Consider the following 21,387-nt stretch of genomic DNA (forward strand, 5'->3'; position numbering starts at 1 on the left):
CAAACACACTTGCCCGCCATTGCGGGCAAGTGTGTTTTTGCGTCCTGACCACGCACGCCCATGCCGACGTGCAGCCCAGCACAGCCTGCCGTCACACGGCTTAATTCAGCATCTATCACCCGTGTCCAGGCCCATCTCGGGGGAACCGCAGAATTCGGAAAAAATCGTACGCTAAGCTAACGGTGTTCTCGTGACAGCTCTTTGACTAGGCTTTCTAAGGCCATTCTGATAGCCCTGACTTCCTGAAAAGCCATGGCTAAAATTTGTGCGGCTAAAAGGGATAACCGATGGTAAAGTAAGTTATCCCTGTCGAGATACTGAAAAGCGTTATCCTCGTTTTTCCCAAAACTGTTTTGCCAGTTCGCTCAGAGCGCTAGTTAACTGAGCGACAGATTTCGCACTTTGCAAATTATTCTGCCCGGTCTGTACATTGGTATCAGCAGCATCGCGTATATTGATAATACTGCGGTTTATGTCTTCACTTACTGCTCCCTGCTGCTCGACCGCAGTCGCTATTTGCGCGTTCATGTCGGTAATTTCGTTAACGCGTTGGCCAATTCCATCAAGAGCTGTAGCTGCTTCCTCTGCGTGAGCTACACTCGTGTGCGCTTGCCGACTACTTTGCTCCATGACTGTAACAGCGGATTGCGCTCGCTCTTGTAGAGCGCTGATCATGCTTTGAATATCCGTTGTCGATTGCTGTGTGCGAGCAGCAAGACTGCGAACCTCATCGGCGACAACAGCAAAACCACGCCCCTGCTCACCAGCACGCGCGGCCTCAATTGCTGCGTTGAGTGCCAACAAATTCGTTTGCTCGGCGATCCCTCGTATAACGTCAAGAACTTTTGATATCTCGTTACTTTGACCTTCAAGCTCATGAATAACCTGAGCGGCTTGCCTAATTTCACCTTCAAGGGCAGTGATTGACTGGCTTGTGTGGGCTACCAGACGCTGGCCAGATGCCGTCTCAGTGTCTGCTCTTCCGGCCGCATCTGCAGCATGCTGTGCATTGCTCGCAACCTCTTGAATGCTTGCCGCCATTTGGTTTACTGCCGTTGCTATTTGATCTGTCTCTGCCTGCTGCTCAACTGTAAGTACATTGCTTGACTCAATATCCTTTAGTAGGCCTCGGGTGTGTTCGCTAAGCCGATTTGATGCATCACCTATGCGACCTACTATGGCGCCTGTTTCAGCTTGCATCATTCGTAAAGCAAACTCTATTTGGCCAAACTCATCGGTGCGCCCAGTGTAGAGGGATTGACTTAATGGGTTATTGGAAATATTCCTGGCTCTTTCAACCAGTCTTCCAAGAGGAGAGAGAATAGCCAAAACACTAACAGAGCTTAAGCTTCCTGACATTAAAGTGGGCGGTTACAGGAGCTGAGTGCAACACGGTTATTGAATTGAAGCTGGAGCATCATGCCGCATAGCCATAGCTTCCTGCATCACCTCGTCCATAACCTCGATCGGACACTTGAAGTCGAAGCGCTTACGGGGGCGCATGTTCAGTTGCAGTGCGATGGCATCCAGTTCCTCCTGGCTATGCACCGACAAGTCCGTGCCTTTGGGCAGGTACTGGCGGATCAGGCCATTGATGTTTTCGTTACTGCCGCGCTGCCAAGGGCTGTGCGGGTCGCAGAAGTAAATCGCCACCCCGGTCTGCTGGGTGATTTCAGCATGCCGCGCCATTTCTCGGCCCTGGTCGTAGGTCATGCTCTTGCGCATCGCCAGCGGCATGCCATTGAGCGCTGCACTGAAGCCTTCCATCGCCGAGGTCGCCGTCGCGTCGTTCATCTTCACCAGCATCAGGTAGCCACTGGTGCGCTCCACCAGCGTACCTACAGACGAGGCGTTGGCCTTGCCCTTGATCAGGTCGCCTTCCCAATGCCCTGGCATCAGTCGGTCTTCGATCTCCGGCGGACGTACATGAATACTGACCCTCTCAGGGATCTGACCGCGCCGATCCACGCCGCCAGAGCGCGGCCTGCGCATCGTCTTGCTTTGGCGCAGGCAGATGATCAGCTCTTTACGCAGCTCGCCGACTGGCAAGGCATAGATCGCGTTATAGATCGTCTCGCGACAGACGTAGGCATCTCTGAGGCTGGGAATATTCATGCTGCGCAGCTTGCCGGCAATCTGCTCGGGAGACAAACGCTCACGCAGCATATGCGCCACCAATTCGAAGCGCTCGCTACCCGGCAACAGCTTTTGCTTCGGTCGACACACCTGACGGCGGGCCTGCATCTGCTGCTGGGCCACGCGGGCCGAGTAGCCGCCACAGGCATCTCGATTGCGGCGCAGCTCCCGGCTGATGGTCGAAGGGGATCGGTTGATCAAGCAGGCAATCCCGCGCAGGCTGAAACCTTGGGCATGACCGATTTGAATGGTGGCGCGCTCTTCAACGCTGAGTTCGGAATAAGACATAGGGACAGCACCGTACCGGAAAGGTCAGGTGTTGCACTCAGTTTTCGCCGCCGCCCCCTTATTATCACTGCGAGGTGAATAGCTTTTCTGCCAATTGATTATGCCAATGCGATTCTCTTCGCCGAAGATTTCGTCCATGAGCATGCCAAGTCTAAATAGTTCCCTATGATCAATACAGATAGCCATAACCCCGCCTGGGGTTAGCATCTCACGCATCATCCAGATTCTGGGTGTCATGAAGCGCAACCATTTGCTGTGCTTGGACCCATCATCTTTAGGAACTACATCGCCGAGATCTGGATCGTTTGGATCCTTGTCCCACTTGTCGTTATAGCGGAAGTCCTCGCCGGTGTTGTACGGCGGGTCTGTTACTACAAGATCAACTTGACCACGATATTTATAGAGCGTGACCATCGCAGAAAGGTTTTCACCGTCCCAGATCTCATTCTCTGACTGGGCGGTTTCCTCTCCAAAGGATACTTTCTTGATAATACGATGCAGCTTCGGCTTGACCTGGCGGATGATCTGCCAGGGAGCAGCCCGCCCGGTGTAACTCATAACGATGCCATTCTTGCCAGCATCGGCAAGCGCCGCATCATGCTCCTGCAGCATACGGACCAAGGCGGCCCTCGGCAGTTGTTCGTAATCCATGCTTGCCCCTTGAATTCGTGCGGCGGCACCGAAAAGCTGAAAATTCTAGTACCGCTCGTGGATGCTTCACCATCCCTAGGGTGGCGAGTGTACTTGTGAACGTATTGATTTGGCTGTTAAACCGTTGAAAAAGACGGATCAACTGAGTTCCAAACGGGCTGCGTACTGGCTGGCAGATGCGAATCCGGCGCACGCCGCTCCCTTCTGGGCTCAAGCCCGCGAAGCGGGCATAAAGAACCCGGCCGAGGCCGGGATCCTTATGGGCTTATGGGCCGGCGTATTGGTCTGCCCAGTCCAAAGCCGGTGCCACGGGAGCTTGCACCTCCTGAGGCCAGGTTTTGGAGCCCACTGCAAATCGCCCGTAACCCATTAAAAGATAGCTGGGCATCCGACGAAAAGAGCACCAAGGCACCATTACCCTTGAGCTACAGCGCCGCTACGGGGCACCAGTTTGATTTCAACGCGGCGATTTTGGGCGCGACCCTCGGCGGTGTCGTTGGGGGCAATGGGCGAGCTGGAGCCTGCACCAAAGGTTTGCAGGCGCGAAGGATCGACGCCATTGCTGCGCAAAGAGAAAAAGGGGACTGATTTATGTGCGCCAGGCAAAGCTTGGTCGCCTGGGAATGACGGCGCAAGCCGTCACGAAATGGCGTAAGAAACCCAGCGGGTATGACCCCCGCCCGGTAAAGGTTAGCCACCGACCGGAAGCGAGTCTTGCGTGGTGACCGGGTAACCGGCGCTGCGAAGCGTAGACAGCAGAAAAGGGGATTTATTTTCCCTACTCTAAAACGGCCGCTGTTGGCCGATTGCTGCCTGTCGTGGACGACCGTTTAACTTCAAAGCCTGACTGGATTGCAAACTGCTGACACGCGTAGATTCTGTTTTCGACTCGTTTAATGCCGTCGATGCCAGGCCATAAACAGAGAGGAAACAACCGCTCGAAAATTCGAGCCATAGACTCTAGAGCCAGTGGGTAGTCGGAGTCATGTTCCTGCAACCATCAAATCCAGATTCTGCACCGCCGCTCCAGCGGCTCCCTTCCCAAGATTGTCAAACACCGCAGCCAACAAAACCTGCCCCGTCTCATCATTTTCACACACCACCAATCGCAAACTATCAGTCCCGTTAAGCGCCTGAGGATCAAGGCACGTCAACCCTTTGGCCTCCTGCATCGACATCACCTGTACATGGTCCGCATCGACGTAGTGCTGCATAAGACACGCATGCAACCGCACCGCATCCACGCCCGGCGCCAACAAGCGAAGTTGCAACGGTATGGTCAGCACGATCCCCTGCCGAAAAGCCCCATAAGCCGGCACAAACATCGGCCGCTCCATCAGACCGCTTTGCTGCTGAATGGGGATGTAAGCCGGAACCCCAGAAATTTCCGTCACCCTAGTTGGGTGGGCTCAACACTCGTGTCACCAGCTACCTTCTGGAGAATCGAGCTCGGCCATCCCTCCCTGGACGGGCATCGCTCGACGATGTTCAACGGCTCCCTCACGGGGCCGTCGTTTTGTGGGGGCTATTCCATCCACAAGTCGTCGAGGTTCTTGAAGTTCCAGAGCGTCGGGTCTTCGGGGCCAGTGATACTGTCCTTGCAACTCGTGGCCGCCAGGTCGATGGTCTGCATCGGGATCGGCTCTCTCGAGCGTAGCGAGAAGAACACGCGAACCTTGGGAGTCAGCAGTGATTCCATTCCCGGCTCAACGACAACGGCCAGACGCTGAGAGGACAGGCGAACCAAGGAGCCGACGGGGTAGATGCCCACGGCCTTGACGAAGGCGTGGAAGATGCGTTTGTCGAAATGGCCCTCCCACTTGGCCATCTGCCGCATCGCCGCGGACGGGTCCCACGGCTTTTTGTAGGCTCGCTCCGACGTCACGGCATCATAGACGTCGCAGATTGCGCCCATGCGGGCCAGGAGTGAAATGGCGTCACCGGCCAAGCGATCCGGGTAGCCGGTTCCGTCGATCTTCTCGTGATGGTGCAGGGCAATGTCCACCACCCCGGGCTCGGCCCCGCCTGCGCGCAGCATCTTTGCGCCCTCCACAGGGTGGCGCTTCATGATGGCGAACTCGGCATCGGTGAGCTTGCCTGGTTTGTTAAGCACTTCCAGCGGCATCGCGGCCTTGCCTAGGTCGTGCATCAGTCCGCCGATGCCAGCCAGGCGCGTTTGCTCCTCGTCTAGATCGAGATGCCGGGCCAGCGATAGCATCAGGGCGCAGACGGCAACCGAGTGCAGGTAGGTGTAATCGTCGTGCGTTTTGATGCGTGCGACGCTGATGAGGGCATGAGGTTGGCGCAGCACCGAGGCAGCGATTTCTCCGACCAGCGGCAACGTCGTGCTTGGGTCGACGGCCTTGCCAAGCCGGGCTTCCTGGAACATGTCCATGACTTGGGACTTGGCCGCAAGACAGAGTTTCCGTGCATAACACATTTCGCTCTCCATTGAGGTTGCGCCGTCACTTTTCTTGCTTAGTGGACTAGACGGCAGAGATTGCTCCTCCGACAATTCTCTGGGCTCTGGGCTCTGGGCTCTGGGCTCTGGGCTCTGGGCTCTGGGCTCTCTGGGCTCTCTGGGTCGACTTGGCTTTTGGCCAAGTCGACCCAGACCTCCCCGACGCCACATTCTCGAATGGCAGAGAGATCCTGAGGCTCGGTCAGCAGGAAGCTGCCGCGCCAGAATGGGTGTCGAACCCAAGAGCCGGCGAGCTTGTGGATGTACATGCCGAGACGAAGCTCGGATACGGGAATGCGTTTTACCAACTTATTTTCCTTTCTGAGTTGGGTGGTTAGGCGTGCGCCGAGGCTGGCACCCAGCGGTAGAGCGGAGGTAAGGTCACGCCAAGATTCTTGGATCAGCCGGAACCGCCGAAATTTCCGTCAGCCGATCAACATGGCTTTGTCTCGCGCTCGGTCGATGCGTTCCTGCATCGCCTGCATGACTTCTTCGTGGGTGTACGACTTGGCGTTGGGGTCGTCGGCCTCTCGGAGAGCTTCCTCGACCTCGCGGGTCATCCGCGCATATTCTTCCGGCCACAGCGCTTGCTCCATGCGCAGCGACGCCTGCCCAAGCAGGTGCAGCAGGCCGAACAGCCGCATGTCATTGGTGGCGACGACGTGCTCTCGAATCCGCTCCTGGATCACCTCGCAGGCCCGATGCGCCTCTGGCGTCGCCGTGCCCTCGTAGCCGGCTGGGAGTTCTGCTTCTTCAGCGATTCGCGCCCAAGCGATAGCCAGCGCCTCGATGGTGGACAGGTTCATTTGCTCATCCACTTGCGCAGCAGACGCTTTTTCAGGGAGGCGCGCTCTTGCGGATTGCGTCCCTTGTGGTTGGCAATGCGATCCGCCGTGGCGGCCTGGCGCTTGATGGGCCAGTAGGAGCGGCCATCCTTACCCATCGACCAGACGTTGCTGACCTGGTTTTCCAGTAGAGGCAGATGGGCGCATAGAGCTTCCGGCGACGCGCTGGCCAGCGCGGTGCGCTCGTGGGTTCGCCAGCGCTGATGCCAGAGTTTCTTGTCCTCGCGCTCGCTACGGCAGGTCGTGTGCCCAACGATGGGCGTTTTGCGGCGGCTGCGGCTCATGATGTGGTTGTCTCCAAGAACATTCAGGACAGGCTTTCTGGGTAGAGCGCCGTCAACCGGGACAGGGTTTCTTGCACTTGTTCCAGCGAGGTCATCAGATGATCAACCTGATCCTGAAGATCCACGGCGAGATCAAATAGCTCAGCCACTCGGCTGCGTGATCCCTCGTTGAACGCGGCCATTGCCAGTTGATGCAGCTTCAACAGGTCGGTGCGCAGTTGCGGAGGTGCGCCGTCTGCGCTGTCATTCAAATCGCCGCGCAGCACGTCCACGGCATCGACTGCACGCAGCAGTGCCGTGGTATCGAAATTCTCGGGAGTCAGTTCGTCCCATTCGTCGTCGGTGATGCGGGCTGCCATCAGGAGAGCTCCGATTAAGCGGTTGCGAGCGTTAGATGCCCGATCGGCTCGGCTGCTGGCCGTACCTTGATTTCGATGTCGTAGCCGAGGCGATTCAGACAATCCATCAGCTTGCGTTCGGATAGATTGGTGAAGTCGCCGCGCATCATGCCCGACACCTTCGGTTGCGGGATGCCCATGCGTTTGGCCGCCGCTTGTTGAGTCAGCCCAAGGGCGCGCATGGCCCTCCTGATCTCGACCACCAGGCCGGTCTTGATCTTGAGCTTTTCAGCGTCAGGCAGTCCAAGGTCGGCAAAGACGTTGCCCGAGCTGCGCTGAACCTCGACGCCTTCAATGATTCGTTTTTGCATTTCGTAGCTCCTGTGCCAATACCTCGGCCACCTTCAGCCGAGCGCGGATGATGTCCATGTCGGCCTTTGGCGTGGCGATTCCGCTCTTGCTCTTCTTCTGGAAGCAGTGCAGGACGAACACCGCTTCCGCAAACTTGACCGTGTATACCGCTCGATAGGTGCCGCCGGCATCGTCTTCGACGACCTCCAGCACGCCGGCACCACCGAACCCCTTGAGCACCTTTGCTGCGTCATCCTGATCGCCTATCTGCGCCAACGAGAGCGCGTAACCGAAACGGCGACGCACGTCGGACGGCAACGCCATCAAATCCTTGTGGCTGCTCGCGATCCATTCGAGCGGTTTTTCTTTGTTTGTCATGACGGAATTTTATACCTGTTCAGGTAATGATGTAAACGCGGCAACCTCAAGGAGGTGTCGTAAAACATTTGTTTTGCGACAGGCTGTCAGCCGCCGCTGTGCTACCTGTGCAACACCCCCTCAAAAATGTACGGAAAACTCTATCGCTATTCACTATTATGCGGAAACCTGTTTTTGATGGTTATCCGCCTATGTTGGTTGGCTACATGCGCGTGTCGTCGGACTCCGACCGCCAGAGCACGGACTTGCAGCGCGACGCGCTGCTCGCCGCCGGCGTCGATCCGCGTCACCTGTTTGAGGATCGTGCCTCTGGCGCGAAGGATGACCGTGCCGGCTTGGCGCGGGCGCTTGAGTTCGTTCGAGCCGGCGATGTGCTGGTGGTGTGGAAACTCGACCGGCTCGGTCGCTCGCTGTCGCACCTGCTCGCCATTGTGACTTCGCTCAAGGACAAGCGGGTGGCGTTCCGCTCGCTGACAGAGAACCTGGACACTACGACGCCCTCGGGCGAATTCCTGTTCCAGGTGTTCGGTGCGCTCGCGCAGTACGAGCGCGCCTTGATTCAGGAGCGCGTCGTCGCGGGCTTGGCCGCCGCACGCAAACGCGGCCGGATCGGCGGCCGGCCGCAGGCGATCACTGGTGAGAAGCTGGACGCCATCGTCGCCGCGCTCGATGGCGGCATGTCTAAGGCGGCGGTGTGCCGCAACTTCAATGTCAAGCGCACTACGTTGATCGAAACATTGACGCGAGCAGGTTGGCGTGGTGCGGGAAGGACGGTCGATGAGCAACAAGAATAAGCTACTCACCGTCTTTTCTGACGCAGAGCAGGAAGCCTTGTACCGCCTACCGGACTTCGACGATGCTCAGCGGCTGGAATACCTGGCGTTGGCCGAATCTGAACTGGCGTTCGCCAGCAGCCGGCCTAGCCTGCAGGCCCAAGTCTATTGCGTCTTGCAGATCGGCTACTTCAAGGCCAAGCATGCTTTCTTCCGCTTCGATTGGCATGAGGTCGAGGACGATTGCGCCTTCGTGCTGAGTCGCTATTTCCACGGCGAAGCGTTCGAACGCAAGGCGATCACCAAGCATGAGCACTACAGCCAGAGGGGTCAGATCGCCGAACTGTTCGGCTACCGGTCGTGGGCGGCTAGCTTCCTGCCGCAACTGGCACAGCAGGCTGAACAGATCGTGCGGCGCGACGTAATGCCAGGATTCGTGGCCGCCGAACTGATCGTTTGGCTCAGCGAGCACAAAATCATCCGGCCCGGCCACACCACCTTACAAGAGCTGGTCAGTGAAGCCCTGTCCACCGAACGCAGGCGCTTGGGCGGCTTGCTGGCAGAAGTGTTGGACGAATCGGCCAAAGCTGCGCTGGGCCAGCTCCTGGTGCGTGACGACACCCTGTCTCAACTGGCAGCGCTCAAGCAGGACGCTAAAGATTTCGGCTGGCGTCAGATGGCAGGGGAGCGCGAGAAGCGCGCCACGCTGAAGTCCTTGCACGGGATCGCCAAGGCGCTGCTGCCCAAGCTCGGCATCTCGCAGCAGAACCTGCTGTACTACGCGAGCCTGGCGAACTTCTATACCGTCCATGACCTGCGCCACCTGAAGGCGGAGCAGACCCGGCTCTACCTGCTGTGCTATGCCTGGGTACGTTACCGGCAGCTCACCGACAACCTGGTCGACGCGATGGCCTTCCACATGAAAAAACTTGAGGACGAGAGCCGCACGGGTGCGAAACAGTCCTTTGTCGCCGAACAGCTGCGACGCCATCAGGAAACGCCGCAGGTTGGCCGCCTGCTGTCGCTGTACGTGGACGACAGCGTGGCCGATCCGACGCCGTTCGGCGAGGTGCGCCAACGCGCCTACAAAATCATGTCCAGGGAATTGCTGCAAAACACGGCGCAGCGCATGAGCGTCAAGCCACTGAACAAACTGGCGCTGCACTGGCAGGCGGTGGACGGCCTGGCCGAACGCATTCGACGCCATCTACGGCCGCTGTACGTCGCGCTCGACTTCGCCGGCACGGCCCCCGATAACCCATGGCTCGCGGCGCTGACTTGGGCCAAGAGCGTGTTCGCCAAGCAGCAGCGCCTATCACAACGGCCACTCGACGAATGTCCGGCGGCAACGCTGCCGAAACGCTTGCGTCCGTACCTGCTGATGTTCGATGCCGAAGGCACGCCGACAGGCCTGCATGCCGATCGTTACGAATTCTGGCTTTACCGTCAGGTCAGGAAACGCTTCCAGGCGGGCGAGCTCTACATTGACGATAGCTTGCAGCACCGGCATTTGTCCGACGAGTTGGTTTCGATGGACGAGAAAGCCGCCGTGCTCGCGCAGATGGACATCCCCTTCCTGCGGCAGCCGGTCAGTGCCCAGCTCGATGCACTGGCGGCCGAGTTGCGTGCGCAATGGGTGGCGTTCAATCGCGAGCTGAAACAGGGCAAGCTGACGCACCTGGAATACGACAAGGACACGCAGAGACTGACCTGGCGCAAGCCCAAGGGGGAGAACCAGAAGGCGCGCGAGCAAGCTCTCTACGAGCAACTGCCATACTGCGATGTCGCCGACGTGTTTCGCTTCGTCAACGGCCAGTGCCAGTTCCTGTCGGCGCTGACACCATTGCAGCCACGCTATGCGAAGAAGGTAGCCGACGCCGACAGTCTGATGGCGGTGATCATTGCCCAAGCCATGAACCACGGCAACCAGGTTATGGCACGTACCAGCGACATCCCGTACCACGTCCTGGAGAGTACCTACCAGCAGTACCTGCGCCAGGCGACGCTACATGTGGCCAACGATTGCATCAGCAACGCCATCGCCGCACTGCCGATCTTCCCGCATTACTCGTTCGACCTCGATTCGTTGTACGGTGCCGTTGATGGGCAGAAATTCGGCGTCGAGCGACCAACTGTGAAGGCGCGCTACTCGCGCAAATATTTCGGCCGCGGCAAGGGCGTCGTCGCCTACACGCTGCTGTGCAATCACGTGCCGTTGAACGGCTACCTGATAGGCGCACACGAGTACGAGGCTCACCACGTGTTCGACATCTGGTACCGCAACACGTCGGACATCGTGCCGAGCGCGATCACCGGCGACATGCACAGCATCAACAAGGCCAACTTCGCCATCCTGCACTGGTTCGGACTTCGTTTCGAGCCGCGCTTCACCGACCTCGACGACCAGTTGCAGGAGCTGTATTGCGCCGATGATCTGGCATTGTACGAGAAATGCCTGATCCGGCCGGCTGGCCAGATCGACCGGCAACTCATCGTCGGTGAGAAGGCGAACATCGACCGAATCGTCGCCACACTGGGCCTGAAGGAAATGACGCAGGGCACGCTGATCCGCAAGCTGTGCACCTATACGGCGCCGAACCCGACGCGGCGCGCAATCTTCGAGTTCGACAAGCTCATCCGCAGTATCTACACACTGCGCTACCTGCGCGACCCGCAACTGGAGCGTAATGTTCACCGCTCGCAGAACCGCATTGAGTCCTATCACCAGCTACGCTCGACCATCGCCCAAGTCGGTGGGAAGAAGGAATTGACCGGCCGCACCGACATCGAAATCGAGATCAGCAACCAGTGCGCCAGGCTGATCGGCAACGCGATCATCTTCTACAACTCGGCGATCCTGTCCCTGCTGCTGACGAAGTACGAGGCAGCTGGCAATGCCAAGGCGCTGGCGTTGATCACGCAGATGTCGCCAGCGGCCTGGCGGCACATCCTGCTGAACGGGCATTACACCTTCCAGACTGACGGCAAGTTCATCGACCTGGATGCGCTCGTGGCGGGACTGGAGCTGGGCTGACGGAAATTTCTGGGATTCCGGCGTACAACCCCTGAATCTCCGGAATATGTTTGTGTGCCAGCCCCAGACCATAAACCTGAAACGCGGGCGCCTGTGATGCGCCCTCTCCCTCATGCTCTTGCACGCCAACGCGCCCTTTTCCGGAATAGCCCGACACAGCATGAATGTTCGTCGGATAGTCCCTGGGCAGCAACCCGGCCTCCAGCAATGGGCGCAGCAGCCCTATCGCCCCCGTGGGATAGCAACCGGGATTGCTGACCCGCCGTGCCGTGGCGATGCGTTGGGCCTGCTGCGAGTTCATCTCCGCGAAACCATAGGTCCAGTCTGGATGGGTGCGGTGCGCCGAACTCGCATCGATCACCCGAACGGCGGGGTTTTCGATGCTCGCTACAGCGTCGCGTGCGGCTTGGTCGGGCAAGCAGAGAATCGCGATGTCGCAGGCGTTGATGATTTCGGCGCGACGTTGCGGATCCTTGCGATGTTCGGGGCTGAGCGTGATAAGCCGCAGATCGGTCCGGTCGCGTAGACGTTGATGGATTTGCAACCCGGTGGTGCCTTGGTCGCCGTCGATGAATATAAGAGGACTTGCCATGGAATGCTCTCGGACATAGGAAATCAGGAGTTCCAATCTTCAGTGAGGGGCTAAGATAGGAAAAGTTGAATTTCTAAACGATGAAATTCAGCTTTTCTGAACAAGGAGTGACTCATGCGCGAAATCAGCCTGGACCGTCTGCGCACGTTGGTGGCCATTGCCGACCTGGGTTCGTTTGCCGAGGCGGCCCGTGTGCTGCACCTCGCGCCACCCACGGTCAGTTTGCATATTGCCGACCTGGAGTCGCGGGTTGGCGGAAAGCTGTTGTCGCGCACACGTGGGCGCATTCAGCCTTCGGCGATTGGAGAAACGCTGGTGGAGCGCGCGCGGCGCCTGTTGGCGGATGCGGAGCAGGCGCTTGAGGACGTGGAGCGTCAGGTGCAGGGCTTGGCCGGGCGTGTGCGGCTGGGTGCCTCCACAGGGGCCATCGCACAGTTGATGCCGCAAGCTTTGGAGACGTTGGGCCAACGCCATCCCGCTATCGATGTGCAGGTCGCGGTGCTCACGTCGCAGGAAACTTTGAAGAAGCTTGCCGAGGGCTCTTTGGAGATCGGTCTGGTCGCGCTGCCACAGACCCCGGTGAAGGAATTGCGGATCGAGCCATGGCGGCGGGACCCGGTCATGGCCTTCTTGCCGGCTCGCTGGGAATGCCCGGATGTTGTGACCCCCGGTTGGCTGGCCGCCCAGCCATTAATTCTGAATGACAAAACTACTCGGCTTTCGCGCTTGACCTCGGAGTGGTTCGCCAGTGATGGACGGCAGCCCACGCCGCGTATTCAACTGAACTACAACGATGCGATCAAAAGCCTAGTGGCGGCCGGTTATGGTGCGACGTTGTTGCCGCATGAAGCCTCCACGCCATTGTCCGATACCAGGATCGTCATGCGGCCATTACAGCCCTTATTGTGGCGTCAACTTGGTATTGCCCACCGTGGTGGGGACGTCGAGCGGCCTACGCAACATGTGCTGGATGTGTTGTGGGGGTTGAGTGCGGGCTAGGGCGATGTTGTCAGAGAAAGGACCGCTTTCGACCCGGTCATACGGTGATTGAGGTCCCAGGCGTCAGCTACCGCACCTGAAGCCGTCGTTCATCGCTCCAAAGCCGGTGCCTGTCTCCGTTCGCCCAGGCCAGGGTGTCGTAGTACTTGTGCAGCAGCTCGGTAATGGCGGCGGTGTCGTCGGTCATGGGGTTTCCTTGGGGTTGGCGGTGAGGACTGCCTGGACGCGTGCTTGCAGCGCGGGCAGCACGTCTTGTTGGAACCAGGGGTTGCGCACCAGCCAGCGATTGTTGCGCGGGCTAGGGTGAGGCAGGGGGAACGCTTGCGGCCAGTGCTCGCGCCAGGCTTCGACCACCCGGGTGAGCGGCGTCTTGCCAGTACCGAGGTGGTAGTCCATGGCGTAGCTGCCCAGCACGATGACCAGCGACAGGCGCTCGAAACGCTGCATGAAGGCTTCGCGCCAGGCGGGGGGCGCACTCCGGGCGTAGCGGCAGGTCACCGCTTTTGCCGGTGCCCGGATAACAGAAGCCCATGGGCAGAATGGCGATGCGGGTAGGGTCGTAGAAGGTGTCGCGGTCCACGCCCAGCCAGGCGCGCAGACGCGCGCCGCTGGCGTCGTCGAAGGGCACGCCTGAGGCATGGACCCGGGCCCCCGGTGCTTGGCCGGCGATGAGGATGGGCGCACTCGGGTGAAACTGGAAGACCGGCTGCACGCCGTGTGGCAGATGCGGTGCGCAGCGCGTGCAGGCGCGGACGTCGGTCAGAAAGGCGTCGAGTGTCGGCATGGCGCGCTTCCGGAAAGGGTGGCTCGCGCAGGACGGAGGTGCCATCCTGCGCGAAGCGTAACCCGGCAGCAAGTCAGTGCTGGGTCAGTGTCGGATAGCCCTGGATGAATACGCGGTCGGTCTTGGCCGCCGGCACATGGCAGCCCATGCAGTCGGCTTCGTAGCTGACGGCGACATTCTTGGCGGGGGCGTCGGCCTTGAACAGCGCCCAGCCCCAGCCGTCGCCCCACAAGGGGTTGCTGGCGAAACGGCCTTTGGCGTCCTTGACCATCACGAACCACACGGCCGCATCGGAACCCCAGACCACAGGGTTGCCAGTGGTCATGGCGCTGGTTTCGAGCTTGCGGATCTCTTTCACCAGCGTGGCGCCGTCCAAGAACTTGCCGGTCTTGCGGTAGTGCTCGGCCGAGGCCTTTTCGGTGTACACATCGTGCAAGCCGCGAGAGGCGGATTTTTCGTCCAACACCGCATATGAGCCCAGGTGGACGAAGTTTGTGCGGAAGTCTGTGGGGCGGCTGATGCCGCCCTGGCTGTCCACATAGGGCGAAAAGTCGCCGGCCGTGACGGCCAGTGGCAGGACGAGGGCGCTGGCGAGCAGAGCGCCGGTGAGTGCGATTTTCATCGTGTTCTCCTTATATGCCTATGGAGATCAGACGGCGACCACGGGGAAATCCACCGTGGTGTCGGCGATGTGGTTGGTGTAGTTGGTGAGCGTGTTCAGCGCGACGTTGGCGATCACTTCCAGTATCAGGCCGTCGTCGAGCCCCGCGCGGCGGTAGTTGGCCATGGCGTCGGCCGACACCACGCCGCGTTGCTCGACCAGCGCGCGGGCAAAGCCGGCGATTGCATCGTCAAGTGCGTTGGCCGCCTGGCCGGTGCGGGCCGCGGCGATGGCCTCTGCCGACAGTCCGGCACCTTTGCCGATCAGGGTGTGTGCGCTCAGGCAATACTGGCAGCGATTGGCTTGACCGGCAGCGAGCGCAACGATCTCGCGCTGGGAGGCATTCAGGCGGCCGGTGCCCAGCGTTTCGGACAAGCCGAGGTAGCCATTGAGCGCCGCCGGCGCGTGGGCCAGCGTGGCGAACAGGTTCGGCACCATGCCAAGCTTGGCTTTGACGGCCTTGAGTGTGGCAGCGGTAGCGGCGTCAGCGGTGTCGATGGTCAGGGGGGCGATTTGGGTCATGTCTATCTCCGTAGTGGGTGAGGTGCAAGAGCACGTGGGCATGATCGCCCTTTGTTTGGTACGATATGGCACGTAAAGTATCAAATACGTAACCTATCGTCTTATATGGAGAGTGGAATGGCGGATCGACTGGCCGGCTTGCTCCGGCACTACTCGCTTTCGGCGCGCGTTTTTCACAGCGGCGCCTTCTGTGGGCAGCATCATTACGCGGCGCCGCATGGCTATATCCATCTGGTGCGGCGCGGCCCGATTACGGCGCGTTCGCCCGTGCATGAAGATCTGCTGGTTACCGAGCCGAGCCTGCTGTTTTATCCGCGCGTGGCGTCGCATCGTTTTGTCGCCGCCCCCGGCGATACCGCTGAGCGGTTGTGTGCGGAGGTCGACCTGGGCGCTTCGACGGGCAATCCGTTGGCCATGGCCTTGCCGTCGATGCTGCTGATTCCGTTGGCGGACTTGCCCGGCCTCGGGCCGACGCTAGAGTTGCTGTTTGCCGAAGCCGAGCGCGACCAGTGCGGTCGGCAGGCCGCCATCGACCGCTTGTGCGAGTTGCTACTGATCCAGTTGCTGCGTTATCTGATGGATGGGCGGCTTGGCGCCACCGGACTGCTGGCGGGCCTGGCCGACCCGAAACTCGCGCGCGCCATAACCGCCATGCACGATGCGCCGCAGACCGCGTGGTCGCTCGAGGCGCTGGCGGCGAAGGCGGGCATGTCACGCGCGCGCTTCGCCGCCGCGTTCAAGGACGCGGTGGGCGTCACGCCGGGCGACTATCTGGCCGACTGGCGGATGAACGTCAGTTGCACCCTGCTCAAGCAGGGGCGGCCGGTGGCGGTGGTGGCCGACCGCGTCGGCTACGGCAGCCCGAACGCTCTGGCGCGCGCCTTCCGCGTGCGCATGGGCTGCGCCCCGCGCGACTGGCTGGCGCAGCAGCGCGGTGACGCGGCGCTCAGCGGTTCGTGAGTTTGAGTTCGATTCGCCGGTTCTTGGCGTAGGCGGCGCCGGTGTTGCGCTCGTCGAGCGGGTGAAATTCGCATCACGCCGGAACAACTGGCGGAACTCCAGGTGGCGATCCGTCAACGGCTGGTCAGTCTGTTCGTGCGGCGCGGCCGGCTGGACAAGGCTGAGTCAGTGGCGCAGGTAGCTGGATGACGCTGTCCCGCCCTGAGCCGACGCTCACAGGCGGGGATTTCCAGTGTCGTCATTGTCGGCTATTGGCCGGCAGCAGCCCGTCGTTGCCTGATGGATCCAACCCCTCCGCTGCTATAGTGCAGTCGGCTTCTGACGTTCAGTGCAGCCGTCTTCTGAAAACGACAGGTTGAACGCCAAAGAGGGGGCGGGAGCGCTGCAACCGGAGCAGCGTCAGAGCCTCCAGAATCGCCCACACAACGCGGAAGCTGTCAGTCAGGGGGCAAGCCTACCTTGGCACCAGAAACGCGCCCAGGAGGCCGCAGGGGGCGATTTTGGCCGCTGCAACTGTCCAACCTTGGCCGGGCCTCGCCGGGCCGAGTGGGGCGGCCTTCGACCAGGGCGGGCCGGCGACCGTCCGTCGGGCATGGAGGGGACGATAGAGAAAACGGACAAAATCGTACGCTAAGCGTGCGGCCTGTCAGGTTGAGGCCCTAGAGGTTGCAGGCGAGTCGTCAGAAAATGCTGGAATCGGCCCTATTCTGACACTGCCCAAGGTTCCGGCCTGACGCCCAGTTAGGGCATAGCTCAATATGACACATGGCTGCAAATCGCTAATTTACCAACTATAAAGAGCTATGCTCTCAAGAAGCGGTTGCGCTAGCCGATACAGGGCTAACAATAAGCTGCTTATTGATGTATCAGTAAGCATGCCGGCAGCCATTGCGCTTGATATAATACTACCCCATATGAGCAAGAGTATTTTCACGGAAAAGCTAGCAGCCCATTTCGGCCTCGCGGCCTTCCCGCTTCTCAATTGAGCATATAATTTTTCCGCAGCCAAAACCTGCTCAGGTTCAGGCTTGGTCCTTACAGACTGGTATTCAACAATCGAACCATTCTTAGCTATTGGCGTTACATAAGCACTTACCCAATAGTGGTCGCCATTTTTACAGCGATTTTTTATTAGCCCCATCCATGAGCGGCCAGATTTTAATGTACTCCACATATGCTCAAATGCAGCAGGCGGCATATCTGGGTGTCTTACGATGTTGTGAGGCTGGCCTAATAGTTCTTCCTCAGTGAAACCACTGATTTTAATGAAGTCAGGATTAATGTGCGTGATATGGCTTTGAGGGGAGGTAGTCGAAAGAATATTGGTATCTTTTGGGAGTTCTAAGTTTCGACCCGTCACTGGTAAATTCTGGCGCATAAGAGCCTCAAGGGTTGGCTGTTTTATTTTATTGTATTCGGCATTAAGCCCAATTTCTTTAGCGTTACGATAAAGCTAGCATGGAAACGATAGGTGCAAGCAAGTTAAGGGTTGCATCGCGCATGTCAATCTAGGCTATACCCTAACTTGGCGTCAGACCATCCGGCGCTAAATCGTCAGAATAGAGTTGCCTTCCGAATTGATTGACATACGCCGTCAAGGGTCATAGATTTCTTCCTGACACATTTCCCTCAGGAGGATACCTTGCACGGTCAGCGCATCGGTTACGTCCGCGTCAGCAGCTTCGACCAGAACCCAGAACGGCAGCTCGAACAGATCCAGGTGGATAAAGTGTTCACCGACAAGGCGTCGGGCAAGGACACACGGCGGCCCGAACTGGAACGGCTGCTCGCCTTCGTGCGCGAAGGCGACACGGTCGTGGTGCACAGCATGGATCGTCTGGCGCGCAACCTCGACGACCTGCGCCGCCTGGTGCAGGGCCTCACCCAGCGCGGCGTACGCATCGAGTTCCTTAAGGAGCATTTGACCTTCACCGGCGAGGACTCGCCGATGGCGAACCTGATGCTGTCGGTAATGGGCGCGTTCGCCGAGTTCGAACGCGCCTTGATCCGCGAGCGGCAGCGCGAGGGCATCGCGCTCGCCAAGCAGCGCGGGGCCTACCGTGGCAGGAAGAAATCCCTGTCGTCTGAGCGTATTGCCGAACTGCGCCAACGTGTCGAGGCTGGCGAGCAAAAGACCAAGCTGGCTCGTGAATTCGGAATCAGTCGCGAAACCCTGTATCAATACTTGAGAACGGATCAGTAAATATGCCACGTCGTTCAATCCTGTCCGCCGCCGAGCGCGAAAGCCTGCTGGCGTTGCCGGACACCAAGGATGAGTTGATCCGTCACTACACGTTCAGCGAAACCGACCTCTCCATCATCCGGCAGCGGCGCGGCCCGGCCAACCGGCTGGGCTTCGCCGTGCAGCTCTGTTACCTGCGCTTTCCTGGTGTCATCCTGGGCGTCGATGAGCCGCCGTTTCCGCCCTTGTTGAAACTGGTCGCCGACCAGCTCAAGGTCAGCGTCGAAAGCTGGGACGAATACGGGCAGCGGGAGCAGACCCGGCGCGAGCACCTGGTCGAACTGCAAACGGTGTTCGGCTTCCAGCCCTTTACCATGGGCCACTACCGGCAGGCCGTCCAGTTGCTGACCGAGATGGCCTTGCAGACCGACAAGGGCATCGTGCTGGCCAGCACCTTGATCGAGCACCTGCGGCAGCAGTCGGTCATTCTGCCTGCCCTCAACGCCGTCGAGCGGGCGAGCGCCGAAGCAATCACCCGCGCCAACCGGCGCATCTACGATGCCTTGGCCGAACCGCTGTCGGACGCGCATCGCCGCCGCCTCGACGATCTGCTCAAGCGTCGGGACAACGGCAAAACGACCTGGCTGGCCTGGCTGCGCCAATCGCCCGTCAAACCGAATTCGCGGCACATGCTGGAACACATCGAACGCCTCAAAGCGTGGCAGGCGCTCGACCTGCCTTCTGGCATCGAGCGGTCGGTGCACCAGAACCGCCTGCTCAAGATCGCCCGTGAGGGTGGCCAGATGACGCCCGCCGACCTGGCCAAGTTCGAGGCGCAGCGACGCTATGCCACCCTGGTGGCGCTTGCCATCGAGGGCATGGCCACCGTCACCGACGAAATCATCGACCTGCACGACCGCATCCTGGGCAAGCTGTTCAACGCCGCCAAGAACAAGCATCAGCAGCAATTCCAGGCGTCCGGCAAGGCGATCAACGCCAAGGTGCGGTTGTTCGGCCGCATCGGCCAGGCGCTGATCGAGGCCAAGCAGGCGGGCCGCGATCCGTTCGCCGCCATCGAGGCCGTCATGTCCTGGGATGCCTTCGCCGAGAGCGTCACCGAAGCGCAGAAGCTTGCGCAGCCCGAGGACTTCGATTTCCTGCACCGCATCGGCGAAAGCTACGCCACGCTGCGCCGCTACGCGCCGGAATTCCTTGCCGTGCTCAAGCTGCGGGCCGCTCCCGCCGCGAAGGACGTGCTCGACGCCATCGAGGTGCTGCGCGGCATGAACAGCGACAACGCCCGCAAGGTGCCCGCCGACGCGCCGACCGAGTTCATCAAGCCGCGCTGGCAGAAGCTGGTCATGACCGACACCGGCATCGACCGGCGCTACTACGAACTATGCGCGCTGTCGGAGATGAAGAACGCGTTGCGTTCCGGCGACATCTGGGTGCAGGGGTCGCGCCAGTTCAAGGACTTCGAGGACTACCTGGTGCCGCCCGCGAAATTCGCCAGCCTCAAGCAGGCCAGCGAATTGCCGCTGGCCGTGGCCACCGACTGCAACCGGTACCTGAACGACCGGCTGACGCTGCTGGAAACACAGCTTGCCACCGTCAACCGTATGGCGACGGCCAACGAGCTGCCGGACGCCATCATCACCGAGTCAGGCTTGAAGATCACGCCGCTCGACGCGGCGGTACCCGACACCGCCCAAGCGCTGATCGACCAGACGGCAATGATCCTGCCGCACGTCAAGATCACCGAACTGCTGCTGGAGGTGGACGAATGGACGGGCTTCACTCGGCATTTCGCGCATCTGAAATCGGGCGACCCGGCCAAAGACAAGAACCTGTTGCTGACCACGATCCTCGCCGACGCGATCAACCTGGGCCTGACCAAGATGGCGGAGTCTTGCCCCGGCACGACCTACGCCAAGCTGGCTTGGCTGCAAGCCTGGCACATCCGCGACGAAACCTACGGGGCGGCGCTGGCCGATCTGGTCAACGCACAGTTCCGCCATCCCTTCGCCGAGCACTGGGGCGACGGCACCACCTCATCGTCGGACGGCCAGAACTTCCGCACCGGCAGCAAGGCCGAGAGCACCGGCCACATCAACCCGAAATACGGGAGCAGCCCAGGGCGGACGTTCTACACCCACATTTCTGACCAGTACGCGCCATTTCACACCAAGGTCGTGAACGTCGGCGTGCGCGATTCGACCTACGTGCTCGACGGCCTGCTGTACCACGAGTCCGACTTGCGGATCGAGGAGCATTACACCGACACGGCGGGCTTCACCGATCACGTCTTCGCCCTGATGCACCTCCTGGGCTTCCGCTTCGCGCCGCGCATCCGCGACCTGGGCGACACCAAGCTCTACATCCCGAAGGGCGACGCCGCCTATGACGCGCTGAAACCCATGATCGGCGGCACGCTCAACATCAAGCACGTCCGCGCCCATTGGGACGAAATCCTGCGGCTGGCCACCTCGATCAAGCAGGGCACGGTGACGGCCTCCCTGATGCTCCGAAAGCTCGGCAGCTACCCACGCCAGAACGGCCTGGCCGTGGCGCTCCGCGAGCTGGGCCGCATCGAGCGCACGCTGTTCATCCTGGACTGGCTGCAAAGCGTGGAACTGCGCCGCCGCGTGCATGCCGGCCTGAACAAGGGCGAGGCGCGCAATGCGCTGGCCAGGGCAGTGTTTTTCAACCGCCTGGGTGAAATCCGCGACCGCAGTTTCGAGCAGCAGCGCTACCGGGCTAGCGGCCTCAATCTGGTAACGGCTGCCGTCGTGTTGTGGAACACGGTCTATCTGGAACGGGCTGCGCACGCGCTGCGTGGCAACGGCCATGCCGTTGATGACGCGCTGTTGCAGTACCTGTCGCCGCTCGGTTGGGAGCACATCAACCTCACCGGCGATTACCTCTGGCGCAGCAGCGCCAAGATCGGCGCGGGCAAGTTCAGGCCGCTACGACCGCTGCAACCGGCTTAGCGTGCTTTATTTTCCGTTTTCTGAGGCGACCCCCTTCATCGCGAATTGCACCGCCCAAGACGATCTGCACTGAAATCAATACTTTCTGATGCCTCTTGATTAGAGATGCCAGCCATAATCATCTCATCGCCAACGCATACGGCGTTCGGCAGCCAACA

General features: G+C 60.0%; 17 protein-coding genes and 6 pseudogenes. 6 read left to right on the plus strand and 17 right to left on the minus strand.

The genetic code is table 11. The features are described 5' to 3' along the window. Positions 1–327: 327 nt before the first annotated feature. The 11 genes and pseudogenes from AC19YY_RS26325 to AC19YY_RS26375 form a co-directional block, all read right to left on the minus strand. Complete coding sequence (locus AC19YY_RS26325) at positions 328–1,359, minus strand: methyl-accepting chemotaxis protein (RefSeq protein ID WP_073454648.1); 1,032 nt, start codon at positions 1,357–1,359, stop codon at positions 328–330. Between the two features lie 36 nt (positions 1,360–1,395). After that, positions 1,396–2,424 (minus strand): IS30 family transposase, encoded by a 1,029-nt coding sequence (locus tag AC19YY_RS26330; protein ID WP_003465026.1) that lies wholly within the window; start codon positions 2,422–2,424, stop codon positions 1,396–1,398. 24 nt (positions 2,425–2,448) lie between these two features. After that, positions 2,449–3,075: a DNA methyltransferase gene (locus AC19YY_RS26335; RefSeq protein ID WP_003465024.1), complete on the minus strand. Its 627-nt coding sequence runs from the start codon at positions 3,073–3,075 to the stop codon at positions 2,449–2,451. A gap of 414 nt (positions 3,076–3,489) precedes the next feature. Further along, a pseudogene (locus AC19YY_RS26340) lies at positions 3,490–3,645 on the minus strand (OmpA family protein); the annotation flags it as partial. A 413-nt stretch (positions 3,646–4,058) separates the two neighbouring features. Further along, positions 4,059–4,433: pseudogene (locus tag AC19YY_RS26345) on the minus strand (N-acetyl-gamma-glutamyl-phosphate reductase); the annotation flags it as partial. A gap of 167 nt (positions 4,434–4,600) precedes the next feature. Beyond that, positions 4,601–5,844, minus strand: a pseudogene (locus AC19YY_RS26350) (cyclic di-GMP phosphodiesterase). A gap of 117 nt (positions 5,845–5,961) precedes the next feature. Further along, positions 5,962–6,342, minus strand: coding sequence for a hypothetical protein (locus AC19YY_RS26355; RefSeq protein WP_001054412.1), 381 nt, complete (start codon positions 6,340–6,342; stop codon positions 5,962–5,964). Further along, the gene (locus tag AC19YY_RS26360) at positions 6,339–6,665 is read right to left on the minus strand and encodes a hypothetical protein (RefSeq protein ID WP_000091614.1); all 327 of its coding nucleotides are present in this window, start codon (positions 6,663–6,665) and stop codon (positions 6,339–6,341) included. The genes AC19YY_RS26355 and AC19YY_RS26360 overlap by 4 nt, the downstream gene beginning before the upstream one ends. 23 nt (positions 6,666–6,688) lie before the next feature. After that, positions 6,689–7,024: a hypothetical protein gene (locus AC19YY_RS26365; protein ID WP_000741275.1), complete on the minus strand. Its 336-nt coding sequence runs from the start codon at positions 7,022–7,024 to the stop codon at positions 6,689–6,691. 14 nt (positions 7,025–7,038) lie between these two features. After that, on the minus strand, positions 7,039–7,374 hold the full coding sequence (locus tag AC19YY_RS26370) for a helix-turn-helix domain-containing protein (RefSeq protein ID WP_001172026.1): 336 nt from the start codon (positions 7,372–7,374) through the stop codon (positions 7,039–7,041). Then, positions 7,355–7,732: a type II toxin-antitoxin system RelE/ParE family toxin gene (locus AC19YY_RS26375; protein ID WP_003151133.1), complete on the minus strand. Its 378-nt coding sequence runs from the start codon at positions 7,730–7,732 to the stop codon at positions 7,355–7,357. The genes AC19YY_RS26370 and AC19YY_RS26375 overlap by 20 nt, the downstream gene beginning before the upstream one ends. Before the next feature lie 191 nt (positions 7,733–7,923). On the opposite strand from AC19YY_RS26375, the gene AC19YY_RS26380 reads away from it, so the two are divergent. Together AC19YY_RS26380 and AC19YY_RS26385 are read left to right on the plus strand one after the other, a co-directional pair. Then, positions 7,924–8,526, plus strand: coding sequence for a recombinase family protein (locus AC19YY_RS26380; RefSeq protein ID WP_010465829.1), 603 nt, complete (start codon positions 7,924–7,926; stop codon positions 8,524–8,526). Next, entirely contained in the window at positions 8,510–11,539 is a 3,030-nt protein-coding gene (locus AC19YY_RS26385) for a Tn3 family transposase (protein ID WP_010465834.1), read from the plus strand. The genes AC19YY_RS26380 and AC19YY_RS26385 overlap by 17 nt, the downstream gene beginning before the upstream one ends. 31 nt (positions 11,540–11,570) lie before the next feature. On the opposite strand, the pseudogene argC reads toward AC19YY_RS26385, so the two are convergent. After that, positions 11,571–12,131 (minus strand): annotated as a pseudogene (argC, locus tag AC19YY_RS26390) (N-acetyl-gamma-glutamyl-phosphate reductase); the annotation flags it as partial. A 114-nt stretch (positions 12,132–12,245) separates the two neighbouring features. Between argC and AC19YY_RS26395 the strand changes: the two are divergent. After that, positions 12,246–13,130, plus strand: coding sequence for a LysR family transcriptional regulator (locus AC19YY_RS26395; RefSeq protein WP_500605110.1), 885 nt, complete (start codon positions 12,246–12,248; stop codon positions 13,128–13,130). 183 nt (positions 13,131–13,313) lie between these two features. Here the strand turns inward: AC19YY_RS26395 and AC19YY_RS26400 are convergent, their stop codons facing one another. From AC19YY_RS26400 to AC19YY_RS26415, 4 genes and pseudogenes are all read right to left on the minus strand, one after another. Next, positions 13,314–13,577: a uracil-DNA glycosylase family protein gene (locus AC19YY_RS26400; RefSeq protein ID WP_003830781.1), complete on the minus strand. Its 264-nt coding sequence runs from the start codon at positions 13,575–13,577 to the stop codon at positions 13,314–13,316. Between the two features lie 61 nt (positions 13,578–13,638). Beyond that, positions 13,639–13,959 (minus strand): annotated as a pseudogene (locus AC19YY_RS26405) (uracil-DNA glycosylase family protein); the annotation flags it as partial. 28 nt (positions 13,960–13,987) lie between these two features. Continuing rightward, positions 13,988–14,536 carry a cytochrome P460 family protein gene (locus tag AC19YY_RS26410; protein WP_003465000.1) on the minus strand — a complete coding sequence of 183 codons (549 nt, stop codon included), beginning with the start codon at positions 14,534–14,536 and terminating at the stop codon, positions 13,988–13,990. 27 nt (positions 14,537–14,563) lie between these two features. Beyond that, the gene (locus AC19YY_RS26415; RefSeq protein ID WP_003464997.1) at positions 14,564–15,139 is read right to left on the minus strand and encodes a carboxymuconolactone decarboxylase family protein; all 576 of its coding nucleotides are present in this window, start codon (positions 15,137–15,139) and stop codon (positions 14,564–14,566) included. A gap of 75 nt (positions 15,140–15,214) precedes the next feature. Between AC19YY_RS26415 and AC19YY_RS26420 the strand changes: the two genes are divergently transcribed. Beyond that, positions 15,215–16,057: a helix-turn-helix transcriptional regulator gene (locus tag AC19YY_RS26420; protein ID WP_003464996.1), complete on the plus strand. Its 843-nt coding sequence runs from the start codon at positions 15,215–15,217 to the stop codon at positions 16,055–16,057. Between the two features lie 961 nt (positions 16,058–17,018). On the opposite strand, the pseudogene AC19YY_RS26425 reads toward AC19YY_RS26420, so the two are convergent. Continuing rightward, a pseudogene (locus AC19YY_RS26425) lies at positions 17,019–17,435 on the minus strand (PAS domain-containing protein); the annotation flags it as partial. Positions 17,436–17,699: 264 nt separating this feature from the next. Here AC19YY_RS26425 and AC19YY_RS26430 point away from each other — a divergent pair. Both AC19YY_RS26430 and AC19YY_RS26435 read left to right on the plus strand, forming a co-directional pair. Beyond that, positions 17,700–18,260 (plus strand): recombinase family protein, encoded by a 561-nt coding sequence (locus AC19YY_RS26430; protein ID WP_003124096.1) that lies wholly within the window; start codon positions 17,700–17,702, stop codon positions 18,258–18,260. Positions 18,261–18,262: 2 nt separating this feature from the next. Beyond that, the gene (locus AC19YY_RS26435) at positions 18,263–21,229 is read left to right on the plus strand and encodes a Tn3 family transposase (RefSeq protein ID WP_001138070.1); all 2,967 of its coding nucleotides are present in this window, start codon (positions 18,263–18,265) and stop codon (positions 21,227–21,229) included. Positions 21,230–21,387: the final 158 nt, after the last annotated feature.

The sequence above is a fragment of the Pseudomonas sp. MF09156 genome (genome assembly GCF_059862305.1).

Bases quoted from the DNA above. Each gene is read 5' to 3' on its own strand.
- AC19YY_RS26325 (WP_073454648.1), bottom strand. From the start codon at position 1,359: ATGTCAGGAAGCTTAAGCTCTGTTAGTGTTTTGGCTATTCTCTCTCCT.
- AC19YY_RS26330 (WP_003465026.1), bottom strand. From the start codon at position 2,424: ATGTCTTATTCCGAACTCAGCGTTGAAGAGCGCGCCACCATTCAAATC.
- AC19YY_RS26335 (WP_003465024.1), bottom strand. From the start codon at position 3,075: ATGGATTACGAACAACTGCCGAGGGCCGCCTTGGTCCGTATGCTGCAG.
- AC19YY_RS26355 (WP_001054412.1), bottom strand. From the start codon at position 6,342: ATGAACCTGTCCACCATCGAGGCGCTGGCTATCGCTTGGGCGCGAATC.
- AC19YY_RS26360 (WP_000091614.1), bottom strand. From the start codon at position 6,665: ATGAGCCGCAGCCGCCGCAAAACGCCCATCGTTGGGCACACGACCTGC.
- AC19YY_RS26365 (WP_000741275.1), bottom strand. From the start codon at position 7,024: ATGGCAGCCCGCATCACCGACGACGAATGGGACGAACTGACTCCCGAG.
- AC19YY_RS26370 (WP_001172026.1), bottom strand. From the start codon at position 7,374: ATGCAAAAACGAATCATTGAAGGCGTCGAGGTTCAGCGCAGCTCGGGC.
- AC19YY_RS26375 (WP_003151133.1), bottom strand. From the start codon at position 7,732: ATGACAAACAAAGAAAAACCGCTCGAATGGATCGCGAGCAGCCACAAG.
- AC19YY_RS26380 (WP_010465829.1), top strand. From the start codon at position 7,924: ATGTTGGTTGGCTACATGCGCGTGTCGTCGGACTCCGACCGCCAGAGC.
- AC19YY_RS26385 (WP_010465834.1), top strand. From the start codon at position 8,510: ATGAGCAACAAGAATAAGCTACTCACCGTCTTTTCTGACGCAGAGCAG.
- AC19YY_RS26395 (WP_500605110.1), top strand. From the start codon at position 12,246: ATGCGCGAAATCAGCCTGGACCGTCTGCGCACGTTGGTGGCCATTGCC.
- AC19YY_RS26400 (WP_003830781.1), bottom strand. From the start codon at position 13,577: ATGCAGCGTTTCGAGCGCCTGTCGCTGGTCATCGTGCTGGGCAGCTAC.
- AC19YY_RS26410 (WP_003465000.1), bottom strand. From the start codon at position 14,536: ATGAAAATCGCACTCACCGGCGCTCTGCTCGCCAGCGCCCTCGTCCTG.
- AC19YY_RS26415 (WP_003464997.1), bottom strand. From the start codon at position 15,139: ATGCCCACGTGCTCTTGCACCTCACCCACTACGGAGATAGACATGACC.
- AC19YY_RS26420 (WP_003464996.1), top strand. From the start codon at position 15,215: ATGGCGGATCGACTGGCCGGCTTGCTCCGGCACTACTCGCTTTCGGCG.
- AC19YY_RS26435 (WP_001138070.1), top strand. From the start codon at position 18,263: ATGCCACGTCGTTCAATCCTGTCCGCCGCCGAGCGCGAAAGCCTGCTG.